Raw genomic sequence first — 19480 nt, forward strand, 5'->3', positions numbered from 1 at the left:
GACAGGCTGTCAGAAGTGACGCCAATCACAGCGTAGAACGGGAATGATTGACGGTTCAATCATGTTGGGCAGATGTGGATGGCACGGACGAAGACTGCCGGTGCCGATCACCTGAAACCAGCATCACCTGACATTGCACCCTATGAATGAACTGAGGACGGACATGCTCAACATCGCCATCATTCCCGGAACTTCGCGCCCGCAGGCACTCAATCCGCAGGTCGTCGCCTGGGCCAAGGACCAGCTGGCTGGTCGCGAGGACGTGCGCGCCGAGATCGTCGACTTCGGTGAGTTCAATCTGCCGCTGCTCGACGAGGTCATTCCGGCTGGCGCGAACATGTACCAGAACGACCACACCAAGGCGTGGGGCGCCAAGCTCGCCGAATTCGACGCCTTCATCTTCGTCACCCCTGAGTACAACCACTCGATCTCCGGATCGCTGAAGAACGCCCTGGACTTCGTGGCCAGCGAGTTCAACCACAAGGTCGCCGGCATCGTGAACTACGGCGCCGACAAGGGCGTGCGTGCCGCCGAGCACCTGCGCCACATCCTCGCCAACTACAAGCTCGCTGTCGTCCGTGATCAGGCCTCCTTCAGCCTCTTCACCGACTTCGCCGATGGCGTCTTCACCCCGACCGAGGTCTCCGCGACTCCGTTCGCTTCGATGGCCGATGACCTCGTGTCCTGGGGCGAGGCCCTGAAGTCCGTGCGCGAGGATTCCGCCTCCGAAGAGCAGGCAGCCTGACCTTCCTCAGCGCACCCTGCGGATGAGGCAGTCCCTCCTCAGCAGCTGACACGTCCGAAGCCCGCCGCACCGAATGGTCGGCGGGCTTCGTCGTCTCCGGACCCGACGGACTTGCGTTAAAGTCGAACCAACTCAAACGTTCACCTCAGCCATGCGAAGGATGCTCATGGATCTCAACAACACAGTCGCACTCGTCACCGGCGGTGCCTCCGGGCTCGGCCGCGCCACCACGGAACGGCTCCTGGCCGCCGGCGCTCAGGTCGTCATGGTCGATCTCAACGCCGAGGTGGGTCAGCAGGTGGCATCGCAACTGGGTGACGGCGCTCATTTCGTCTCCGCCGATGTCACGAACGAAGAGCAGGTTCAGGCCGCCGTCGACATGGCGACCGGTCTCGGGCAGCTGCGCGTCGTCGTCAACTGCGCGGGAGTTGCGACTCCCGGCAAGCTCGTCTCGCGCAAGGGCCCACTGGCTTTGGACGCGTTTTCGAAGGTGCTGGGCATCAACGTCGTGGGCACGGTCAACGTGTGCCGCCTCGCCGCCGCCGCAATGCAGGCGCAGGAGAATGTGGGTGAGGAACGCGGCGTCATCGTCAACACCGCTTCGGTCGCGGCCTTCGACGGTCAGATCGGACAGATCGCCTACTCCGCGTCCAAGGGCGCAATCGCCTCGGTGACGCTGCCGATGGCACGCGAACTTGCTTCCTCACAGATCCGTGTCGTGACGATCGCACCGGGTATCTTCGAGACCCCGATGATGGCCGGTCTGCCCGAAGAGGCTCAGGAGTCTCTGGCGAAGTCGATTCCCCATCCCTCTCGGCTGGGCAAGCCCGCCGAATACGCGCAGCTCGTCGAATCGATCGTCGCCAACCCGATGCTCAACGGCGAGACCATCCGCCTCGACGGCGCCATCCGCATGGCCCCGAAATGATCTGATCCACTCCGCGCTCAACGCCACTCGTTGACGAGCAGGGCCAGCTGGACCCTGGTGCTGACGTCGAGCTTGTCGAAGATGCGCGCCAGATGGGTCTTGACCGTAGCCGTTGACACGAACAGCGCCCGCGCCACCTGAGCGTTCGTCATCCCCTGCGCAACCGCCTCGGCGATCTCGCGTTCACGTGAGGTCAGCGGCTCCAGCGGATCCGGTGCGTTCGGGTTCCGCGGCACAGCGGCTCCGCCCGCATCCCGCGCCGAGGTGGTGGTCCGTCCCAGCAATGTGTCGATAGCCGCGGGGGACAGGGCCCGCGTGCCGTTCGCCGCCGCCCGGACCGCGTGGATGAGCTCTTCGGGAGGGGTGTCCTTGAGGATGTAGCCGGCCGCACCCGAACGCAGAGCCTGGAGCACGAACTCGTCGGTGCCGAAAGCGGTGAGGATGAGGACCTCGGGGCGCGAGGCCTGCGCCATGAGCGTCCGGGTGGCCTCGAGTCCGTCCATGATCGGCATGCGGATGTCCATGAGGATGAGGTCTGGACTCAGCTCGCGGGCGAGTTCGATGGCCTCGGCACCGTTGGCCGCCTCGGCGATGATATCGATGTCATCGGCTGCGCCGAGGAGCAGGCGCAGGCCCGAACGCATAAGGGACTCGTCGTCGGCGATGACGGCTCTGATGCTCATGCGTGCGTCTCCTCCACGTTCTGGACGGGGATCCGTGCGCGCAGTTCGAAGTCGGGGTAGTGCGTGACGTCGAGATCGCCTCCCATCGCCTCCATCCTTTCTTTGAGACCTAGAATCCCCAGGCCGGAGCCGGCGATGTACTGTTTTCGGCTGTGCGCTTCGTGCACCGTGGAACCGAGCGGGTTGTCGGGGTAGCGATTGCGTGCGGTCAGTGCGATCCAATCGCCTGCTGCCTCTCCTTCACCGTCGCTGATGGTGATGGCCAGGGACTGTCCGGGGGCGTGTTTGAAGGCGTTGGTCATCGCCTCCTGGACGAAGCGGTAGATCGTCGTGCGTTCGAGGGTGCCCAGGGAGTGCAGCGACTCGGAGACCAGAGGCTGGGCGTAGTCGAGCGTCACCGTGTCCGGGCCCTCGGCGACGAGGCGGTCGATATCGGGGTCGATCACTGTGCCTTGGTCGTCTCCGCGCAGCATCGTGAGCACTTCGCGCAGTTCGATTCCGGACCGTCGGGCGCTGCTGGCGATGAGCCGGGCGCTCTCATGGACGGACTCGGGATCGAGGTCCCGGCGAACGGACAGCGCACCCGAGTACATCGCGATGACACTGAGATGGTGTGACAGCGAATCGTGCATGTCGCGGGCGATGCCGCGCCGCACCTCAGCGACGGCACGGTCCTGGCGCGAGCGTTCGCGCAGAAGCGTCTGCGCGGCGGTGTCGATGAGCCCTTGTTCGCGGGATCCGCGGATGACGCCGATGACGACGATCATTGCGTAGACGGTTCCGTTGACGAGGAACAGTGGAAGTTCGAAGGCTCCGACCGCCGTCGGGGTGAGCGTGTACGTCAGGCCCTGGGAGATGATCGCGGCAGCGAGGCAGGTGAAGTCGAGTGACCAGCTGCGTCGAGACGTGAGGGTGATGAGGATGAGCAGTCCGGCGAATGCGCCGAGGACGCCGATCGTACCGGTGACGATGCCGAGGAATCCGACCGCCACCGGAACCCAGCCGCCGGGCCGACGCTGCAGGGATTCGACGGAGCCGTCCGAGGCGAGGAATTCTACGCCGCCGCGACCAGTGTTCGTGAGGAAATCGCGCAGCTTTTCGGCCGCAATCACCTTGGGGCGCAGTGATCTGCGGGGGATCGTCCGTCCGTCGAAGGCAAGGACGATGGGTAGGCAGGCCAAAGAGATGAGGCCGAAGAGGATATGGATGAACAGTTCGGCACCGAGCGCTCCGGTGCGGGCACCCGCCTCCTCGAAATCCGGCCATTCGGTACCGACGATGACGATGAGCGCGAACACGCCGATGGCCGTCGAGATGCCCGTCCAGAGGAGGGCATGGGTCAGGGCGCGCCGGTCGGGTCGAAGTCTCACTCTTCGAGGCTACCGCTCACGCTCGCTTGACGCTGTCGCCCGAAAGGATGAGATCAACCGCTCGGATGGCCAACGGCCCTCGCCGACTCCCATCCGCCCCGAGGCTTCAGTCCGCGGGCAAGGTCGCGAGTACCTCGAAACCGCTGTCGACAGTCGGGCCCACGTGCAGTGTTCCGCCGAGGGCCTCGACCCTCTCGCGCATGCCTTTGAGGCCGAATCCACCGCTGAGGTGGCCCGCAGCGGGGTTGTCCCGATCGGGTTCGGGCCTGTCTGATCGGTGCCGGTCCGGCGCCCCATTGACCACGGCCACCCACAGCTGCGAGTCATCGGTGCGAACGGATACCCTCACTGGTGCACCGGGAGCATGGCGCAGAGCATTCGACAGGGCCTCCTGGACGAGGCGGAAGGCGGTCAGCCCGGTGGTCGGGTGCAGGGGGAGCGGAGCTGCGGGGAAGTCGAGTTCCACCTCGGCGCCCGAACCGCGCGTGGCCTCGACGAGGTCGGGAATGTCATCGATCATCGGCTGCGGAGCCAGATCGGCATCACGGCCACCGCGCAGAATCGCCAACAGACCGCGCATCTCATTGAGCGCCTGTCGAGCGGAGCCGGCGATCGAGTCGAACTCCTCAACGCTTCGGGTATCGAGTTCGGGCAGTCGGTAGCGGGCCGTGGTGGCCTGGACGCTGATGACGGACATGCTGTGAGCGACGACGTCATGGAGTTCTTGGGCGATCCTGTTGCGTTCCTCGAGCTCCTGACGCTTGGCCAGCTGCTCGGCACTGAGCTGTCGCTCCGTGGCCAGCTGAGTGCGACCGCGAATCCACAGATTGCCGATGACCGCGACGATCGAGATCCCTGCAGTGAGCGAGACCGTCGTGATGACATTCGCCAGCGCCCCGGACAGCCCTCCCGCATGGGGCAAGGTCAGGCTCAGCACGCCGAGCACCGTGGACAGTGACCACAGGATGACGAGGTGGAGCCAGCTGTGCCGCAGCCCGATGATGAGGTGGAGGAAGAGCAGTGAGAGGATCGACGTCGCCGTCCATGGCCACACCAGACCGAAAGAGTCTGCGGTGAGGATGATTCCGGCCGCAGCCGAGACCAGCCCGACGATGATCGCGGCGACCGGTCTGCGCACGGCGAGCACCAGTGCACCGCTCTGGCCGAGGGCGACGAGCATCGCAATGACGGTCGACGATTCATACAGCGCTGCAGTCACTGGCCATCCGACGGCCACGAGCACCACGCCGACGAAGATGCTGATCAGCCAGAACCAACCCTCGCCGGCGGCCCGCGTCAGAAACGAGTTGGCTGCCGGTAACCCCAGGACTCGCGATCCCGCGGAAGTCGCCGAGGCGGTCCCGTCGGAAGCGTGGCCCATTGGATCACCGGCTCGTGCTTTTCCCGCCGAGGTCACCTCATCGTGGCCGGGCGCCAGCCCAGCCGTGATCGCTGCGATCTCCAACCGGGCCATGGCATGCAGGACGAAGGGGAAGGTGACGAGGAGGATGAGTCCCGCGATGAACTGGAAGGTCGCCTCGGCGCCGAATCCCAGAGCCACCACGGAGGTGTCGTTCCACCATGCTGCGATGAAGCTGATGAGATCGGTGTTGTCGTAGGGAAGGAACCGTCCCCAGAAGAAGTAGGTCATTCCGCCAAGGGCACCGAAGAACCAAGGGATCACCACGGAGAAGGTGAAGAGCCGGATGGGCAGTGCGAAGACCGTCTCGAAGAGCAGATCGAGCCAACGCCGTCCTTCGGCCATGACACCGAACCACCCGCTGACTCCGTGCCCACGGGGACGATGGACCACCTCGGCGATGGGGGCTCCCCACTGCCGGGCGCGGGCCCGGGAGAGGTTCGCGAACCCGGTCGCGACGTAGAGAGTCACAGGCAGGAGCAGGGCGCCGATCCAGATGATGATAGTGGGGATTGAGAGCGAGAACATCGTGATGAGAACGATGAACCCGATGAGGGAGATGAAGAATCCGGGGAGGACGAGGATGGCATCCCGGCCCAGGTTGTGCCACATCCGCGACCACCATGACCGGGTCTGCGGCGGCGTATCTGGGTGACGGGGCACGTTCTCAGAGTACGTGCTCGGCCACGAAGGCGCATCAGTGTATGTCTGGTTCATGATCGGATTCCTTGGTTATTGTGAGCCGGTGTTCGCGGCTCTGGTGAGAGGTGTGCGGGAACGTCTGTGGGGATGCGGCCTGTGGAGGCCGTTTTCGATTCGAGGACGCGGGGATGGAACTGCGAGAGCATCCAGACCCCGGCGATCCCACCGCCCGCGGCGAGCAGCAGCAGGCCGATGGCCACGGGGGTGAGGCCCGCATACTCGCCGAAGAAGGCGGCGCCGATGACCACCGCCACGATCGGGTCGATGACGGTCAGCCCTGCGAGCACCGTCTCCGGAGGACCAGAGGCGTAGGCGGTCTGGACCAGCCAGAATCCCACCGCCGAGGCGAGGGCCACGGCTGCCAGCATCATCCACCACCGCGAGCCCGATGTTTCGAAATCGGGCAGGCCCTCGGTCACGACGGTCCTGGCGAGGACGTGGGTCGCGGCGGCGACGGTGCCGAAGATGATGCCGGTCATGATGACTCGTGGGATGTGCCCGGCCCGGCTGAGTGCGAAGAGTGCGCCGAAGACGCTGAGGGCGACGAGGAGCGCCAGCAGCCAAGTCACCGATTCCTCCGTGGCGACGAGTTCGTGGGAGAACTGCGCCGAGGTGGTCACGAACGCGAAGATCGAGAACATCGTCACCCCGATGCTGATGAGCAGTGGGGCGCCGAGCTGCAGGCCGAAGTACCGGCGGCTGATGAGCGTGGCGAAGACGAGGGAGATCGCGCCGATGGGTTGGACGATGGCGACGGGGCCGAGTCCCAGGGCGATGACGTTGAGGACGGTCACCATGCCCATCAGTCCCAGGCCCGTGACCCAGGTTGCACGACGTTTGGGCCCGGGTGTCATGGTGGCGACGGCGTACTGCTGGAAGTGCGTGCCGAGTGCCAAGGCGAAGGCTGCGAGCGTGGCGAGGATTATCGCGGTGATGATCATGGTGTGCACGCTAAGGACCCGGTGTCATGGGGCGCATCATACGAAGGAGTGATTGTGCCGACGCAGGAGTGCTACTTTCGGATGAAATCGGCGCAGGCAGGGAGTCGTTCGCCTGATTTCACGGGCTTTCGAAGGTCTCCGGCAGTGCGGGTCGGGTAGCGTAAGAGCATGCCAGAAGCAGGAGCGTCAGGTCCGAGTCCGAGCCCAACGCCGAGTCCCGCGCCGGGATCGATTGCGCGCGACGGGGTGCCGCCGCCCTCGTCCGAGACGACGCGGGTCGCCATCGTTGATGACCAGGCCATGGTTCGCCAGGGGTTCGGAGCCCTCCTCGATGCCCAGCCGGACATGAGTGTCGTCGGCAGTGCTGAGGACGGTTCGCAGGTCGTCGACCTCGTGCGCAGAACCTCGCCCGACGTCATCCTCATGGACATCAGGATGCCGAAGCTCAACGGCTTGGATGCCACTCGGGCGGTGTTTTCGATGCCTGGGGACCACCCGAAGATCATCATGCTCACCACCTTCGATGCCGATGAGTACGTGTTCTCGGCACTGCGCGCGGGAGCGAGCGGGTTTCTGCTCAAGGACGCCACAGCCGAGGACATGATCACAGCTGTGCGCGTGGTCGCCGACGGTCAGTCGCTCTTGGCGCCGTCCGTGACCCGCCGTCTCATCTCCGAGTACGTGAGCGGGCCCAAAGTCGCCAAGGACACTGCCGTCCTCGGGCAGCTGACGGACCGTGAGATCGACGTCATGACGCTGGTGGCCAAGGGCCATGCCAACGCCGAGGTGGCTGCGCACCTGTTCCTGGCCGAGCAGACGGTGAAGACCCACGTGTCCCGGATCCTGTCGAAGCTGGGACTGCGCGATCGCACCCAGATCGTCGTCGCCGCCTACGAATCCGGGCTGGTCGTCGCCGGCAGCTGAAACTCTAGGGAGTGCCCGAGTTCCCAGCGCCCGAGAGCCGCAGGCACGCTCGAAGTGCTCTTAGCTGGACGTTTTGGGCAGAAGAATCGCTGCTAGATCCGACCAAAACGTCCATCTAAGGTGCTCCGGGCACCAAGTCACCGGCTAACGAGCCACTGGGTAGCCCGGCCTCGCGAATCGTCGAGGAGTGCTCAGCTCCGGGCGAAATGGGCGCCGAGCTCTTTGACGATCGTCTCCGCTGAGCCTGTCTGGGCGCTGCGGTAGCCGGTGCCAGCCCAGAGGTGCAGCCCCTGCGGATCGTCGGTCTTCTTTGCGTGGGCGCGGAACGTCTTCGTCAGATGATGGACCGCTGGATAGGCGTCCACCGCGATCGGCTCGAACTTGCGCACGAAATCATTGACCAGCGCACGAGCCGGCCGACCAGTGAACGCCCTGGTCAGCTGTGTCTCGTCGAAATCCTCGGACTGCAGGGCAGCCCGATGGGTCGGCGCAGTGCCTGCCTCATCGCTCAGCAGCAGAAGAGTACCCACGACCACAGCGCTCGCCCCAGCCTGCAGCAGTTCGTCCACGGCGTCCGCGCCGTCTACTCCACCTCCGGCAGCCACCGGCAGATCCACCTCGGCGAGGACATCTTTCACGAGATCGACGGTGGCCCGATCCTCGATGGACCGTGTCGGATCGGCGGTGCCCGAGTGCCCGCCGGCGCGAGGCCCCTGGACGATGAGAGCGTCGATGCCGCGATCGGCAGCCGTGCGCGCCTCAGCGGCGGTCGTCACGGTGGCCACCACTTGAGTGCCGACGGAATGGAAACGATCGACCACCTCGGCGGTGGGGATGTTGAACGTCATCGACACCAGGGGCACGGGGTTGTCGACGAGGTAGTCGACCTTGTCGGTGTAATGATCGTCGTCATCAACGGGCTCGGGATCGATGCCGACGCCGCGATCGGCGGCAACGGGCTCGAGTGCCGAGACGAAGGCGTCGAAGGCCCCGCGATCGATGGGCACAGAGTTCGGGGCGAAGAGATTGACGCCGAAGTTCTCGGTCGTCTCCCGCATGCGCTCGACCAGAGGGGCCAACGCTTCGGCGCTGAGATACCCGCCGGCCACGAAGGGGAATCCGCCGGCACGGGCGACCGCTGCTGCGAGCTCGGGTGTCGTCGTTCCGCCCGCCATCGGGGCTCCGATGATGGGCAGGTCGGTGGTCTCGAAGGCGATCGTCGTCATCGTTGCGCGCTCCTCAGTAGGACGTTCGAGACCAGTCAGGTCCCTGATCGGGTGATGCTCTCGTTGCCATTCTTGCACTCACGTTGGGCCGAGGCTCTCGGAGGGCGGGGTCGATGAGGGTACGGAGTCGGGGCGTTCCGACTCACCCGAAAGTAGTGCATGGGCGGGCTCAGGTCGGAACTCAGAGGTGATGTGTGGGCGGCGATCGCGCCCATAGCTTCGGATATATCGAACGACGAGCTCCGCACTCCGTGCAATCAGCGGAGCTCAATCCGACAAGGAGCCGACATGTCACTGACCCTCAGCAGGCCGCCCGAGGCCGGGGTGAACCACCTTCCCGTCCCGCCCAACGGCACCACTGATCGACCGCACCGAGACCGGGCGATCGATCTGATCCGCTTCGGCTGCCTCGTCGTCGTGGTGATCCTGCATTCAATGATGAGCGCAGCCGTGCTCGGAGCAGACGGTGACGTTGTGCCCACGGTGGCGCTGCTGCATACCGCAGGCTTCACGGCCGCCTCGTGGTTCTTCCAGATCATGCCGCTGTTCTTCTTCATCGGCGGATACGCCGCCATCAACGGCTGGCGACGCACCCAAGCCGCCGGAGACACCTGGGCCGACTATATTCGTGCCCGTCTGCGCCGCCTCGTCATTCCGGTCGCCACCCTCATCGGCCTCGCCGGTGCAGGACTGTCGATCGCCTCGGAACTGGGTGTTCCCGCAGACCTGCTCGCCGAGGCGAGCACTCGCCTTGGGCAGCCCCTGTGGTTCCTCGCCGTCTACGTCGGGCTGACCTCCCTGGTTCCCCTGGCGGTGCACTTTCACGAAAGGGCGCCGAGGCGGACGATCGCAGCGCTCGCCGGTGCAGTGGTCGCGGTGGACGGCTTGGTCGCACTCACGGGAGTGAACGGACTGGGGTATCTCAACTTCCTGTTCGTATGGCCCCTGATTCAGCAGTTCGGCTTCTTCTACGCCGACGCCATTCACCGACCTGTGCGGACCTGGTCGGCCTGGACCATGATGGTGCTGTCCCTGGTGAGCCTCGGATTGCTCGTCGGACTCGGGGTCTACAGTCCGAATATGCTCATCAACCTCAACCCGCCGACCGGTGCCTTGGTGCTGCTGGGCATTGCGCAGATGTGCATCCTGCGGCTGAGCCATGCGCGTCTGAACGAGATCGTGTCCGGTGGTTCGGATCGGACTGCGGCCGGACACGAGTACCGTGCTCGCATCTGGGAGCGTGTCATCTCCTGGGGCAACACCTACGGCATCCAGGTCTACCTGTGGCACATGCCGATCGTCATCACCCTCATCGGAGCTCTGGGCTACGCAGCTCAGCTGCTGTCTGGGGTGTCGGCAGGCGATGGGCTGTCGGCAGCCGGGATCGTACTGCCTGAGATCGAATCGAGCTGGTGGTGGCTGACCAGGCTGCCATGGCTGATGACGGTGATGGGACTGGCTGCGCTTTTGGCCATGGCCATGTCGAAGGTCCCGTTCCCCAGCGAGGCGAAGTTGGCCAGATTCGGGCGCGCAGTCGCGAGGGTTGTGAGCGAGAGTTTCTCGACTTCCGAGGCTCGAGGTGGGTCCCGAATCAGCATGTCGCGCATGGCCGTGTCTCGACTGGGTGAGCGCCTGTCGAGTCCTGTTCCTCGGGCACTCACCGCGGTCGCTCTGGCAATGGACGGCATCGCGATCGCTCTCCTCGTGGGAATCGCCCCACTGATCTGGACGCTCGTCTCCGTTGCGGCGCTCCTGACTTCACTGGTGCTGGCCGCCACCATGAAGGCACCGATTCCAGGGCGAAGTGAGGAGACGGCTGCGAGTGAGGTACCGCCTGCGGCGGATGGTGGAAGGGCGCTGGTCAGCCTCGGCTGAGGAGCGATCGGGACCGCCGTGCCGCTCGACTCACTCCACGGACTTCGCCAGTTGCTCGGTGACGGTGCCCCAGCCGTCGAAGAAGCCGAGCTCCTCGTGACGGGCGCGCTGCTCGGGGCTGCCATGGCGGACGACGGCCTGATAGTCGGTGCCATCGGCATGGTCACTCAGGATGATCTCGGTGGTCATGGAGACAGGGTCGGGAAAAGCCGGGTGCCAGGAACTGTTGACGGCGTTGGTGAACACGAGGCGGTTGTTGTCCTCGATGACGATGAAGACTGCGTCAACGTGCGGCGCAAACGATTCGCCGTCCTCGCTCATCATGGTGGAGAAGGCCCCTCCGGGGCGGAGTTCAAGGGCATCGACGCGGAGGGTGAGCGGTTCTGGAATCCACCACTTCGCCAGCTTCTCAGGATCCGTCCATGCGGACCAGATGGTTTCTTTGGGTGCCCGAATGACTCTCTGGATCGTGAGGTCGAGAGCGGAGTCGAAATGCCGGGTGCGGGCGAGATGTGCGGTCATGATTCTTCCCTACTGTGAGTGGTGTCGCTGTCGCCGGACGTGTGTGCTGTCGCTGTCGCCGGTGACGAACTGCTCGAGACGCTCTGTGCTGGCCTCCCAGATGAGTCTCTGCTCGGCCAGCCAATCATTGAGCAGTGTCAGGCGATCGCGGTTGAGTACGCAGGTGCGCACTCGTCCTGACTTCCGTGTCCGAATCAGCCCACACGATTCCAAGGTGCGCACATGCTTCATGAACGACGGGAGCGAGATCGACAGGGGCTCTGCCAACTCTCCGATGCTTGCCGGCCCGTGGCCGAGGCGATGAATCACGGTGCGCCGCGTGGGATCGGCAAGTGCGGTGAACATCGCATCGAGCTCCTCCGAATACTTAGCCATGAAGCTAAGTATTACATGGCTTGGGGAGAAAAGAACCACGGGTCGAGAAATTTTCCAGTTCGGACCCTTTCGTGACAGAAGATGACGCCGGAAGACCGTCACATGACGGCTGGTGACATCCCAGGTCGTGCTCGAAGACATCGAGCCCACTAGCGGTTGAGACTGGTGGAACTTCGGCAGCGAAGTCGAAGCGTCATCAGTGAAGGAAGGACCCGCCATGAGCATCACCCAGAACGGAATCTCAACCCGCTCGGTGCATTCGGGCGCCGCCCCTGAATCGCACACCGGTTCGGTCGTCGCCCCCATCTTTCAGACCTCGACCTTCATGATGGACATTCCGGGCCAGACCCGCGCCGGCTTCGACTACGCGCGCACCGGAACCCCGAATCGCAGCGACCTCGAGCAGGTGCTGTGCGAACTGGAGAACGCCTCCTTCGCGGCGGCGGTGAATTCGGGGACTTCTGCTGAGGTCGCAGTCTTCTCTGCCCTGCTGGGCCCCGGCGATGAGATCATCATCCCGCGCGACATCTACGGCGGCACCTACCGACTGCTGAAGAACGAATACGAGCGCTGGGGTGTGCGCGTCCGCACCGTCGACCTCACCGACACCGAGGCGCTGGCCGCCGCCATCTCGGCCAAGACCGCGATCGTCTGGGTCGAGACCCCGAGCAATCCCGGTCTCGACATCGTCGACATCGAGGAGACGGCCAAGCTCGCCCACGCCGCGAACGCCATCCTCGCCGTCGACTCCACCTTCGCCACCCCGATTCTGCAGCGCCCCATCGAGCTCGGCGCCGACGTCGTCATCCACTCGACGACGAAGTTCATCAACGGCCACTCCGATGTCATCGGCGGTGCCGTTCTCGCCGGTGACGGTTCGACCTGTCCCCGTGCCGCCGAGGTTGTCGAACGTCTCGAGTCCTACCTCGCATCCGTCGGGTTGGGCATCGCCCCCTTCGACGCATGGCTGACTCGCCGCGGCATCAAAACCCTGCCGGTGCGGATGGCTAAGCACTGTGAGAACGCGCAGGCCGTGGCGCAGTGGTTGGAGAGCCGTCCTGAGATCGCTGAGGTGTATTACCCAGGTCTGTCATCTCACCCGGGTCATGAGGTCGCGAAGAAGCAGATGAGCGGCTTCGGGGGAGTGGTCTCATTCCGCACCGACACCGAGGCAAGAGCTCTGTCGCTGGTGAGGAGCACGAAGCTCATCACCCTGGCCGAATCGCTCGGCGGAGTCGAGTCCCTCATCGATCATCCTGCGACCATGACTCATCTGGCGGTCGCCGACTGCGAACTCAGCGTCTCGCCGACGTTCATCCGCCTGTCCCTGGGCATCGAAGACATCGCTGACATTCTCGCCGACCTCGAATCGGCGCTCGCCGCGGCGGCGCAGACTCCGGACGGCGTGAGCTCCGACGCGGAGGTCTTGGGAGCGGATGTTCCAATTGCGGACCCCTCACCGTCAACTCTTCACCATCCTGTTGCAACGGTATGAATTGATGCCCACAGCGCCAGCGGTGGCGCGTGGCGCGTGTGTGCGTGGGATTCACCGCTGGCGGTGCGTGGCGTGTGTGCGTGGTCACGGGTCGTGGGGAAAACCCGACGCAGGCTAGGTGGTCAACGTGCTGTTGGCAGCTTGTCGACTCCCGTAGCGTTACTGCTATGAGTGAGAACACCCCCACGAACCCACCCGAATCGGAGCCGCAGAGCGCCGATTCCCTGGAGTCCCAGGCACCAGAAGAAGCACCAGAATCGGACAGGCCCATCGGCGCCGAGGCGATCGTCAACGCGCCCCCGACCGCAGAGACTCCCGCGGCTGCAAAGACCTCCGAGGCCGAGGAGTCTGCAGACCGCTCCGAGCCTTCGGGCAACGGCGCAGTCGACGAGTCCGCAGACACACCGTTGGCGACGGAGGCCGGACAGTTCCGGACGGCTCCCATGGATATGGAGGTTCCCTTCAGCCGCGGTGCCGCTCAGCAGTACTCACAGGCCTATCCCCAGACCCGCGTGATGAATGCGAACTCCCCGCAGGGGTTCTCGCAGCAAACACCCTCACAGCACCCCACTCAGGCGTACCCGCCCCAGCGCACCCACTCCTCCGGACCTGGCACTCTCCAGCAACAGGGCGCTCTCCAGCAACCCGGCAATCTGCAGCAGCCCGGCTACCAGCCGCGCACCTACTCCGCCCAGCAGCAAAGCCCACAGCAGGGCCAACACCCCAATCAGCTCCCAGCGCCCGTGCCCGGTCCCAACGGCCAGATGCCGATGCAGCCGATGCAGCCACCTCGGCGGAAGAAGCCGAAGTCGGAGAACGTCACGTACGCACCTGCGACGGGGGCGATGCCGCTGACGCGTGAGGAAGGCACCGAGATTCCCGCCGACGGTCCGATCGAATGGCCGCAGAAGCGAGTCGGGATCGTCGGCGTCGCGAACCTCGTGCTCTCCGCCGTGATGGCTGTGGTCTGGGCCTGGATCCCGCTTGGCCTGCTGTTCACCGGCTTCGGCGGAATCTTCGCACTCGGCCTCGGTGTGCTCGCACTCGTCGCCTGGGTCGTCGTCCAACAGGGCGCGAACGTGTTCGAACGTTACCGGGCCGAACTCATCTACGGCGACCGGATCCCGGTCCCGAAGATCGAACGCAGCACCCGAGAATCCGCCTTCGGTCGCTTCTTCCACAATCGATGGCTGCACGTGAAGTCGGGATCCTTCTGGCGCTCGACTGCCCACCACTACGTGAAGATGCTGCTCGGCGCGATCATCGTCGGCGGCACCATCGCCGGCATCTGCGGTGCAATCATCGGCATCTTCAGCGCCATCAATCCTGAGGGCATCACTGACTTCTTCTTCCGTGGAACCACCGGTGGGCTGGGGCGCACCGGCATCGCCATCGGCTCTCTCATCGTCCTCGCCAGCTCACTGGCGATCCTGTGGTTCGCCCCGTACCTCGACAGGGCACTCGACCGCAGCCTCCTGCCACCGGCACGCACCGCTGCCCTGCAGGCCGAGGTCACCGATCTCGACCGGGCCCGCATGGCCGGGATCGAAGCTGCGGGTGCGGAGCGACTGCGCATCGAACGCGACCTCCACGACGGAGCCCAGCCACGACTCGTCGCCCTGAGCATGACGCTGGGCATGGCGAAGTCGAAGATCGACAAGGATCCAGAACGCGCCAAAGAGCTCGTCTCCGAAGCCCACGCCGAGGCGAAGGGCATCGTCAACGAACTCCGCCAACTGGCACGTGGAATCCACCCTGCTGTGCTCACAGACCGCGGCCTCGACGCGGCCGTCTCCGCATTGGCCGGACGCTCGACGATTCCCGTCGAGGTCGACGTTCGACTCGCCGGGCGCATCGATCGTGAGGCCGAAGCCGTGGCCTACTTCGTCGTCGCAGAGTGCCTGACGAACATCGCCAAGCACTCGGCTGCGACACATGCCCGGGTCTTCATCGCCCCCATCGAGGCGGGAGTCCAGATCGTCGTCACCGACAACGGTCAGGGCGGAGCGCGCATCGACCGTTCGGGCCGTCACACCGGGATCGCCGGTTTGGTCGATCGCGTCGAAGCCGCTCGTGGGACACTGAACCTGACCAGCCCTGCAGGTGGGCCAACTACTGTCGTTGTGGAGGTGCCATGCGCATCGTAATTGCCGAAGACTCTGCCATCTTGCGAGCCGGACTCGAGAGGCTTCTGGTTGATGCCGGGCATGAAGTGATTGCCGCCGTCCCCGATGCCAACGAGCTCCTCGCCACAGTCCACAACACACCGCCGGACCTCGCCATCATCGACGTGCGCATGCCGCCGACGTTCACCGACGAGGGCATCCGCGCCGCAGTCCTCATCCGCAAGCAGAACCCCGACGTCAAGGTGCTCGTGTTCAGCCAGTACGTGGAGGAGCAGTACGCATCCGAACTCATCGCTGAGAACACCGGTGGCTTCGGATACCTGCTCAAAGACCGGGTCGCCGATGTCGAGGACTTCCTCGCAGCCGTCGACGAGGTCGCCTCCGGCGGCACCGTCTTAGACCCCGAAGTCGTCTCGCAGATCCTCGTGCGCACACGCAAGAAGGACGGGCTGTCCACGCTGAGCCCGCGCGAACTCGAAGTCCTCCAGCTCATGGCCGAAGGCAAATCCAACGCCGCGATCGCCCGCACCCTCTACCTCAGTGCGGGAGCCGTTGAGAAGCACATCAGCTCGGTCTTCACCAAGTTCGGCCTCACCGCCGACACCTCTGACAACCGACGCATCCTCGCCGTCCTCACATTCCTCGGAGCATAGAATGCCTGCCACAGTCCACGTCAGCGAATCCACCCGCGCGAGCATGCGAGTGATCATCACGATCGCCGCGCTCGTCGTCCTCCTCGTCCCGATCGCCTTCAGCGTCGCGCACGGAGCCTCTCGTCTGAACTACGCGAAGCTCGACGTCACGAAGCCGCTGTCGACCTCGGTCACGGATCTGAAGTTCCTCCTCGACACCACCGCATCAGTGACCGTCAAGACCACCGAGACCGATGAGCCGACCGTCCGGCTCACCGCCACCGGGCCCCGCGACGAAACACCGACGCTGCAGGTGAGAGAGGCCGAGGACTCGTCGACGGTGTCCGTAGACGATCAGCGAAACCTCGAGAACGCTCAGATCGAAGTCACCCTTCCTGCGAAGACCTCAAAGGAGATGAAACTCGACTTCAACGGCGGCTACGGTGCCATCGACGTCGTGGGTGACTACCAGGAGATCGTCGCGAAGACAGATGGCGGCGCAGTCGATGTCAGCGGCTCGGCCGAGCGTCTGCAGACATCGACCGACTACGGAATGACTGACCTGAGCGGGACTTTCGACACCATCGAATCCAAGACCGGTGTGGGCACACTCAACGGTTCGAATCTCAACGTTCGCGATCACGTCGACGCCGTGACCTCGACGGGAACGATCGATCTCGATTTCACCAACGACATGGTGCCGATGTCCGGCATCGTTGCCAAGGCCGACGAAGGCACGATCGACATCCGCCTGCCGCGCTTGGACCTGGCCCAGGAGAGGATGGCCGCCGAGGCCGCCGCTTCCAAGGATGACGATGGCAGTGCCGCTGACGCCAAGGATCTGTTCTACCGCATCAACGCGAACTCGAATGAGGGGAACGTGGATCTGGCCAAGGACGTCAAGAAGTACGACGCTGCACGGTCCTCGAAGGATGCCGAGGGCAAAACGATCATCCCTGTCTCGGCGAGCACCGACATGGGTACGATCACCATCGAGCAGAACTAGACTGGTCCATACGGTGCCCGTCGGCGCAACCGCCGGCGGGCACCGCCATTCGGTCAGCGTTCCGCTGGCCCTGTGACTCGACAGTCGCCGATCCACCGAATCCAGGGGATGAGACATGCAGATCACCGTCTATGGAGCCACCGGCACATTCGGCCGCAGACTCGTGGCACACCTGCGTGAACGTGAGCACTCGGTGATCGCGGCCCACCGCGGAATCGGGGTCGACACCTATGCCGGAGAGGGAGTCACCGAGGCGGCCGAAGGCAGCGATGTCCTCGTCGACTGTGTCAATTTCATGACGAACAACCGCCACAAGGCACTCGACTTCTTCTCCCGCAGCTCCCGGTCGATCGCCCTGGCCGCGGCAGAGAACCCGGGAGCAGCGATGGTGTGTCTGTCCATCGCCTTCAAGCCTGAGGTCGCGGCGTCCAAGCTGTTGGGCTACTACCAGGCCAAGGAACTGCAGGAACGGGTCTACCGCAGGCTGATCCCCGCCGACCAGCTCATGATGTTCCGATCAGCCCAGTGGTTCGAACTTGTTGACACAATGACGTTCACCGCGGGTCCGGTGGCATTCGTGCCGAAGATGCGAGTCCAGGCCCTGACCGCCGACGAGGCCGCTCGAATGATGGCCGAGGCCATCGATGCAGGAGAACGCGGAACCATCGAGGTCGCCGGCCCCGAGGTCAGCGACTTTCCGACGATCGCCGGCAGGATCGCGGCGGCCGACGCAGACTCGGCCGTGAGTGTCGGAGCAGGTCCGAGTGGCGGATCCCGTGCGAGGGGTATCCCGAAGATCGTCTCCGTTCCGATCCCAGGACCGATGTCCGGCAATGGCCTCATCCCCGATTCGCCGAGGCTCTCCGCCGTCACCGTCGATGAATGGATCCGTTCCCGCTGAGGTGCAGGCATGAAGTTGTAGTATCCAGTCGGGAGGAAATACATGGACTGGCTGGAATTCGGACTCGACGGCATCGATGCGGTGAGGATCGTCGTATCCTGCATTGCCTTCTACCTCGGCATCATTATTCTCGTCCGCGTATTCGGCCAACGGGCCCTCGCGAGCCTCTCGAGTTTCGACCTCGCCGCCATCATCGCCTTGGGTGCGATCATCGGTCGTTCGATCCTCGGTGACACTCCGACCCTCATTGCCGGTCTCTTGGCCTTGGCCACCCTGCTGATCCTCCAGGCTCTGACCGGAAAGGCCCGGCGCTTCCACCGCATCGCAGGCATCGTCAACAGCCCCGCCATCGTCCTCATGGCCGGCAGTCAGCTGCTGACCGACAACCTCGCCAGAGCCCATGTCGACCCCGCCGAAGTGTATTCGACGCTGCGCATGGCCGGCATCCGACAGCGCGCCGAGGTGGCATGCGTGATCCTCGAGCCCACCGGTCAGATCAGTGTGACCAGGCGCGGCGCCCCGATCGATGAAGACCTGCTGCGCGGCGTCATCGGTGCGGAGAGAATCCCCCGCAAGAGCTGAGATTGAAGGCCTGAGGGTTCATTCCTCAAGGCCGAGGACTCTGGCACCATTGCGCCACAGCACCGAGCGCATCCAATCGTCGCCGAGGTCGAGTCCGGCCAGCCCCGAGATCTGATCCGCATAGGGGTAGGGAATATTCGGGAAGTCCGAGCCGAGGATGATCTTGTCCTGCAGACCGGCCAAGCGTTCACGGTAAGCCGGGTCCACCTCGGCGGGGGAGGAGAAGAACCCTGACACGTACATCGTCGTGTCCAGGTGGACTCCGCTGTAATCCTCGGCGAGGCTGGCGAAGGCATCGTATTCGGGCATGCCCATGTGGGCGATGACGAACTTCAGGGACGGGTAGCGTTCGAGCACATTCGCCACGGCCTGTGGGCCGGTGTGGGCACCCGGCAGCGGTTCGGAGCCGGCGTGGATGACGATGGGCACCTGCGCCTTGGCGAGTGCCGCCCACGCCCGATCGAGCACCCGGTCATCGGGGGAGAAGCCACCCACCTGGATATGGACCTTGAACAGTCGGGCACCTGCTGCCAGAGCCTCGGGGACATAGTCGGCGGACTCCGGTTCGGCGTAGAGAGTCGCGCAGTGGATGACATCGTCATGGGCGGCGGCGAACTCGCGGTTCCATTCGTTGAGCCAGGCGGCCATGCCGGGTTTGTGCGGGTAGGTCAGTGCCGGGATGGCACGGACGCCCAGGTCACGGACGATGTTCAGGCGGGTTTCGGTGTCATAGCGGTAGTGGATCGGCCACGGATAGCCATAACTGGCTTCGGCGGCGTCGAAGTAGGCCCATACTTTGTCGAGGACGTTGGTCGGCAGGAAGTGGATGTGGATGTCGGCGAGGCCCGGGATGCCCAGCGCCTCGAGGTAGGCCGGGACATCGGCATCGGTGCGTGGAGGTTCCGCCGCGGTCGCCTCGCTGTGATGAGTCGCGTCCTTGCGATCGGGAAGTGTGAAGTCGTCCATGCCCATCACCTTAGGCGGTGGACGCTGAGCGGGCCGAAACGGTGGGCAGCGGCTTGGCAGT

18 protein-coding genes are annotated in these 19480 nt (G+C 64.5%); 10 read left to right on the forward strand and 8 right to left on the reverse strand.

Annotated elements, in window-relative coordinates; translation table 11 throughout:
• Nucleotides 1–142 precede the first annotated feature (142 nt).
• Together JFC13_RS04245 and JFC13_RS04250 are read left to right on the forward strand one after the other, a co-directional pair.
• Nucleotides 143–745: an NADPH-dependent FMN reductase gene (locus JFC13_RS04245; protein WP_226833596.1), complete on the forward strand. Its 603-nt coding sequence runs from the start codon at nt 143–145 to the stop codon at nt 743–745.
• 166 nt (nt 746–911) lie between these two features.
• Nucleotides 912–1673 (forward strand): 3-hydroxyacyl-CoA dehydrogenase, encoded by a 762-nt coding sequence (locus JFC13_RS04250; protein ID WP_198395863.1) that lies wholly within the window; start codon nt 912–914, stop codon nt 1671–1673.
• 17 nt (nt 1674–1690) lie between these two features.
• Here the strand turns inward: JFC13_RS04250 and JFC13_RS04255 are convergent, their stop codons facing one another.
• The 4 genes from JFC13_RS04255 to JFC13_RS04270 all read right to left on the reverse strand — a co-directional run bounded on the left by JFC13_RS04255 (nt 1691) and on the right by JFC13_RS04270 (nt 6789).
• On the reverse strand, nt 1691–2356 hold the full coding sequence (locus JFC13_RS04255) for a response regulator (protein ID WP_198395864.1): 666 nt from the start codon (nt 2354–2356) through the stop codon (nt 1691–1693).
• On the reverse strand, nt 2353–3726 hold the full coding sequence (locus tag JFC13_RS04260; protein WP_198395865.1) for a sensor histidine kinase: 1374 nt from the start codon (nt 3724–3726) through the stop codon (nt 2353–2355). The genes JFC13_RS04255 and JFC13_RS04260 overlap by 4 nt, the downstream gene beginning before the upstream one ends.
• Nucleotides 3727–3832: 106 nt before the next feature.
• Nucleotides 3833–5863 (reverse strand): sensor histidine kinase, encoded by a 2031-nt coding sequence (locus tag JFC13_RS04265; RefSeq protein WP_198395866.1) that lies wholly within the window; start codon nt 5861–5863, stop codon nt 3833–3835.
• Nucleotides 5860–6789 carry a hypothetical protein gene (locus tag JFC13_RS04270; RefSeq protein ID WP_198395867.1) on the reverse strand — a complete coding sequence of 310 codons (930 nt, stop codon included), beginning with the start codon at nt 6787–6789 and terminating at the stop codon, nt 5860–5862. The genes JFC13_RS04265 and JFC13_RS04270 overlap by 4 nt, the downstream gene beginning before the upstream one ends.
• Before the next feature lie 168 nt (nt 6790–6957).
• Between JFC13_RS04270 and JFC13_RS04275 the strand changes: the two genes are divergently transcribed.
• Nucleotides 6958–7713, forward strand: a complete 756-nt coding sequence (locus JFC13_RS04275; RefSeq protein ID WP_269769990.1) for a response regulator — start codon at nt 6958–6960, stop codon at nt 7711–7713.
• A gap of 191 nt (nt 7714–7904) precedes the next feature.
• Here the strand turns inward: JFC13_RS04275 and JFC13_RS04280 are convergent, their stop codons facing one another.
• Nucleotides 7905–8939, reverse strand: a complete 1035-nt coding sequence (locus JFC13_RS04280) for a nitronate monooxygenase (RefSeq protein WP_198395868.1) — start codon at nt 8937–8939, stop codon at nt 7905–7907.
• A gap of 288 nt (nt 8940–9227) precedes the next feature.
• On the opposite strand from JFC13_RS04280, the gene JFC13_RS04285 reads away from it, so the two are divergent.
• A complete protein-coding gene (locus JFC13_RS04285) occupies nt 9228–10814 on the forward strand; it encodes an acyltransferase family protein (RefSeq protein WP_198395869.1) in 1587 nt (528 codons plus the stop codon).
• A 30-nt stretch (nt 10815–10844) separates the two neighbouring features.
• On the opposite strand, the gene JFC13_RS04290 is transcribed toward JFC13_RS04285, so the two are convergent.
• Both JFC13_RS04290 and JFC13_RS04295 read right to left on the reverse strand, forming a co-directional pair.
• Entirely contained in the window at nt 10845–11336 is a 492-nt protein-coding gene (locus tag JFC13_RS04290) for an SRPBCC domain-containing protein (RefSeq protein ID WP_198395870.1), read from the reverse strand.
• A 9-nt stretch (nt 11337–11345) separates the two neighbouring features.
• Complete coding sequence (locus tag JFC13_RS04295) at nt 11346–11711, reverse strand: ArsR/SmtB family transcription factor (RefSeq protein ID WP_232488182.1); 366 nt, start codon at nt 11709–11711, stop codon at nt 11346–11348.
• A 217-nt stretch (nt 11712–11928) separates the two neighbouring features.
• On the opposite strand from JFC13_RS04295, the gene JFC13_RS04300 reads away from it, so the two are divergent.
• The 6 genes from JFC13_RS04300 (at nt 11929) to JFC13_RS04325 (ending at nt 18453) form a co-directional block, all read left to right on the forward strand.
• Nucleotides 11929–13206, forward strand: coding sequence for a trans-sulfuration enzyme family protein (locus JFC13_RS04300; RefSeq protein ID WP_198395871.1), 1278 nt, complete (start codon nt 11929–11931; stop codon nt 13204–13206).
• 167 nt (nt 13207–13373) lie between these two features.
• Entirely contained in the window at nt 13374–15353 is a 1980-nt protein-coding gene (locus JFC13_RS04305) for a sensor histidine kinase (protein WP_198395872.1), read from the forward strand.
• Nucleotides 15341–15985: a response regulator transcription factor gene (locus tag JFC13_RS04310; protein WP_009881760.1), complete on the forward strand. Its 645-nt coding sequence runs from the start codon at nt 15341–15343 to the stop codon at nt 15983–15985. Before JFC13_RS04305 ends, JFC13_RS04310 begins: the two co-directional genes overlap by 13 nt.
• Nucleotide 15986: 1 nt before the next feature.
• Nucleotides 15987–16970 (forward strand): hypothetical protein, encoded by a 984-nt coding sequence (locus tag JFC13_RS04315; protein ID WP_198395873.1) that lies wholly within the window; start codon nt 15987–15989, stop codon nt 16968–16970.
• Between the two features lie 115 nt (nt 16971–17085).
• Complete coding sequence (locus JFC13_RS04320; RefSeq protein WP_198395874.1) at nt 17086–17871, forward strand: SDR family oxidoreductase; 786 nt, start codon at nt 17086–17088, stop codon at nt 17869–17871.
• Nucleotides 17872–17913: 42 nt separating this feature from the next.
• The gene (locus JFC13_RS04325) at nt 17914–18453 is read left to right on the forward strand and encodes a YetF domain-containing protein (RefSeq protein WP_198395875.1); all 540 of its coding nucleotides are present in this window, start codon (nt 17914–17916) and stop codon (nt 18451–18453) included.
• Between the two features lie 18 nt (nt 18454–18471).
• Here the strand turns inward: JFC13_RS04325 and JFC13_RS04330 are convergent, their stop codons facing one another.
• The gene (locus JFC13_RS04330) at nt 18472–19419 is read right to left on the reverse strand and encodes an amidohydrolase family protein (RefSeq protein WP_198395876.1); all 948 of its coding nucleotides are present in this window, start codon (nt 19417–19419) and stop codon (nt 18472–18474) included.
• Nucleotides 19420–19480 lie beyond the last annotated feature (61 nt).

The sequence above is a fragment of the Brevibacterium antiquum genome (assembly GCF_016107655.1).
Lineage (GTDB): Bacteria > Actinomycetota > Actinomycetes > Actinomycetales > Brevibacteriaceae > Brevibacterium > Brevibacterium antiquum.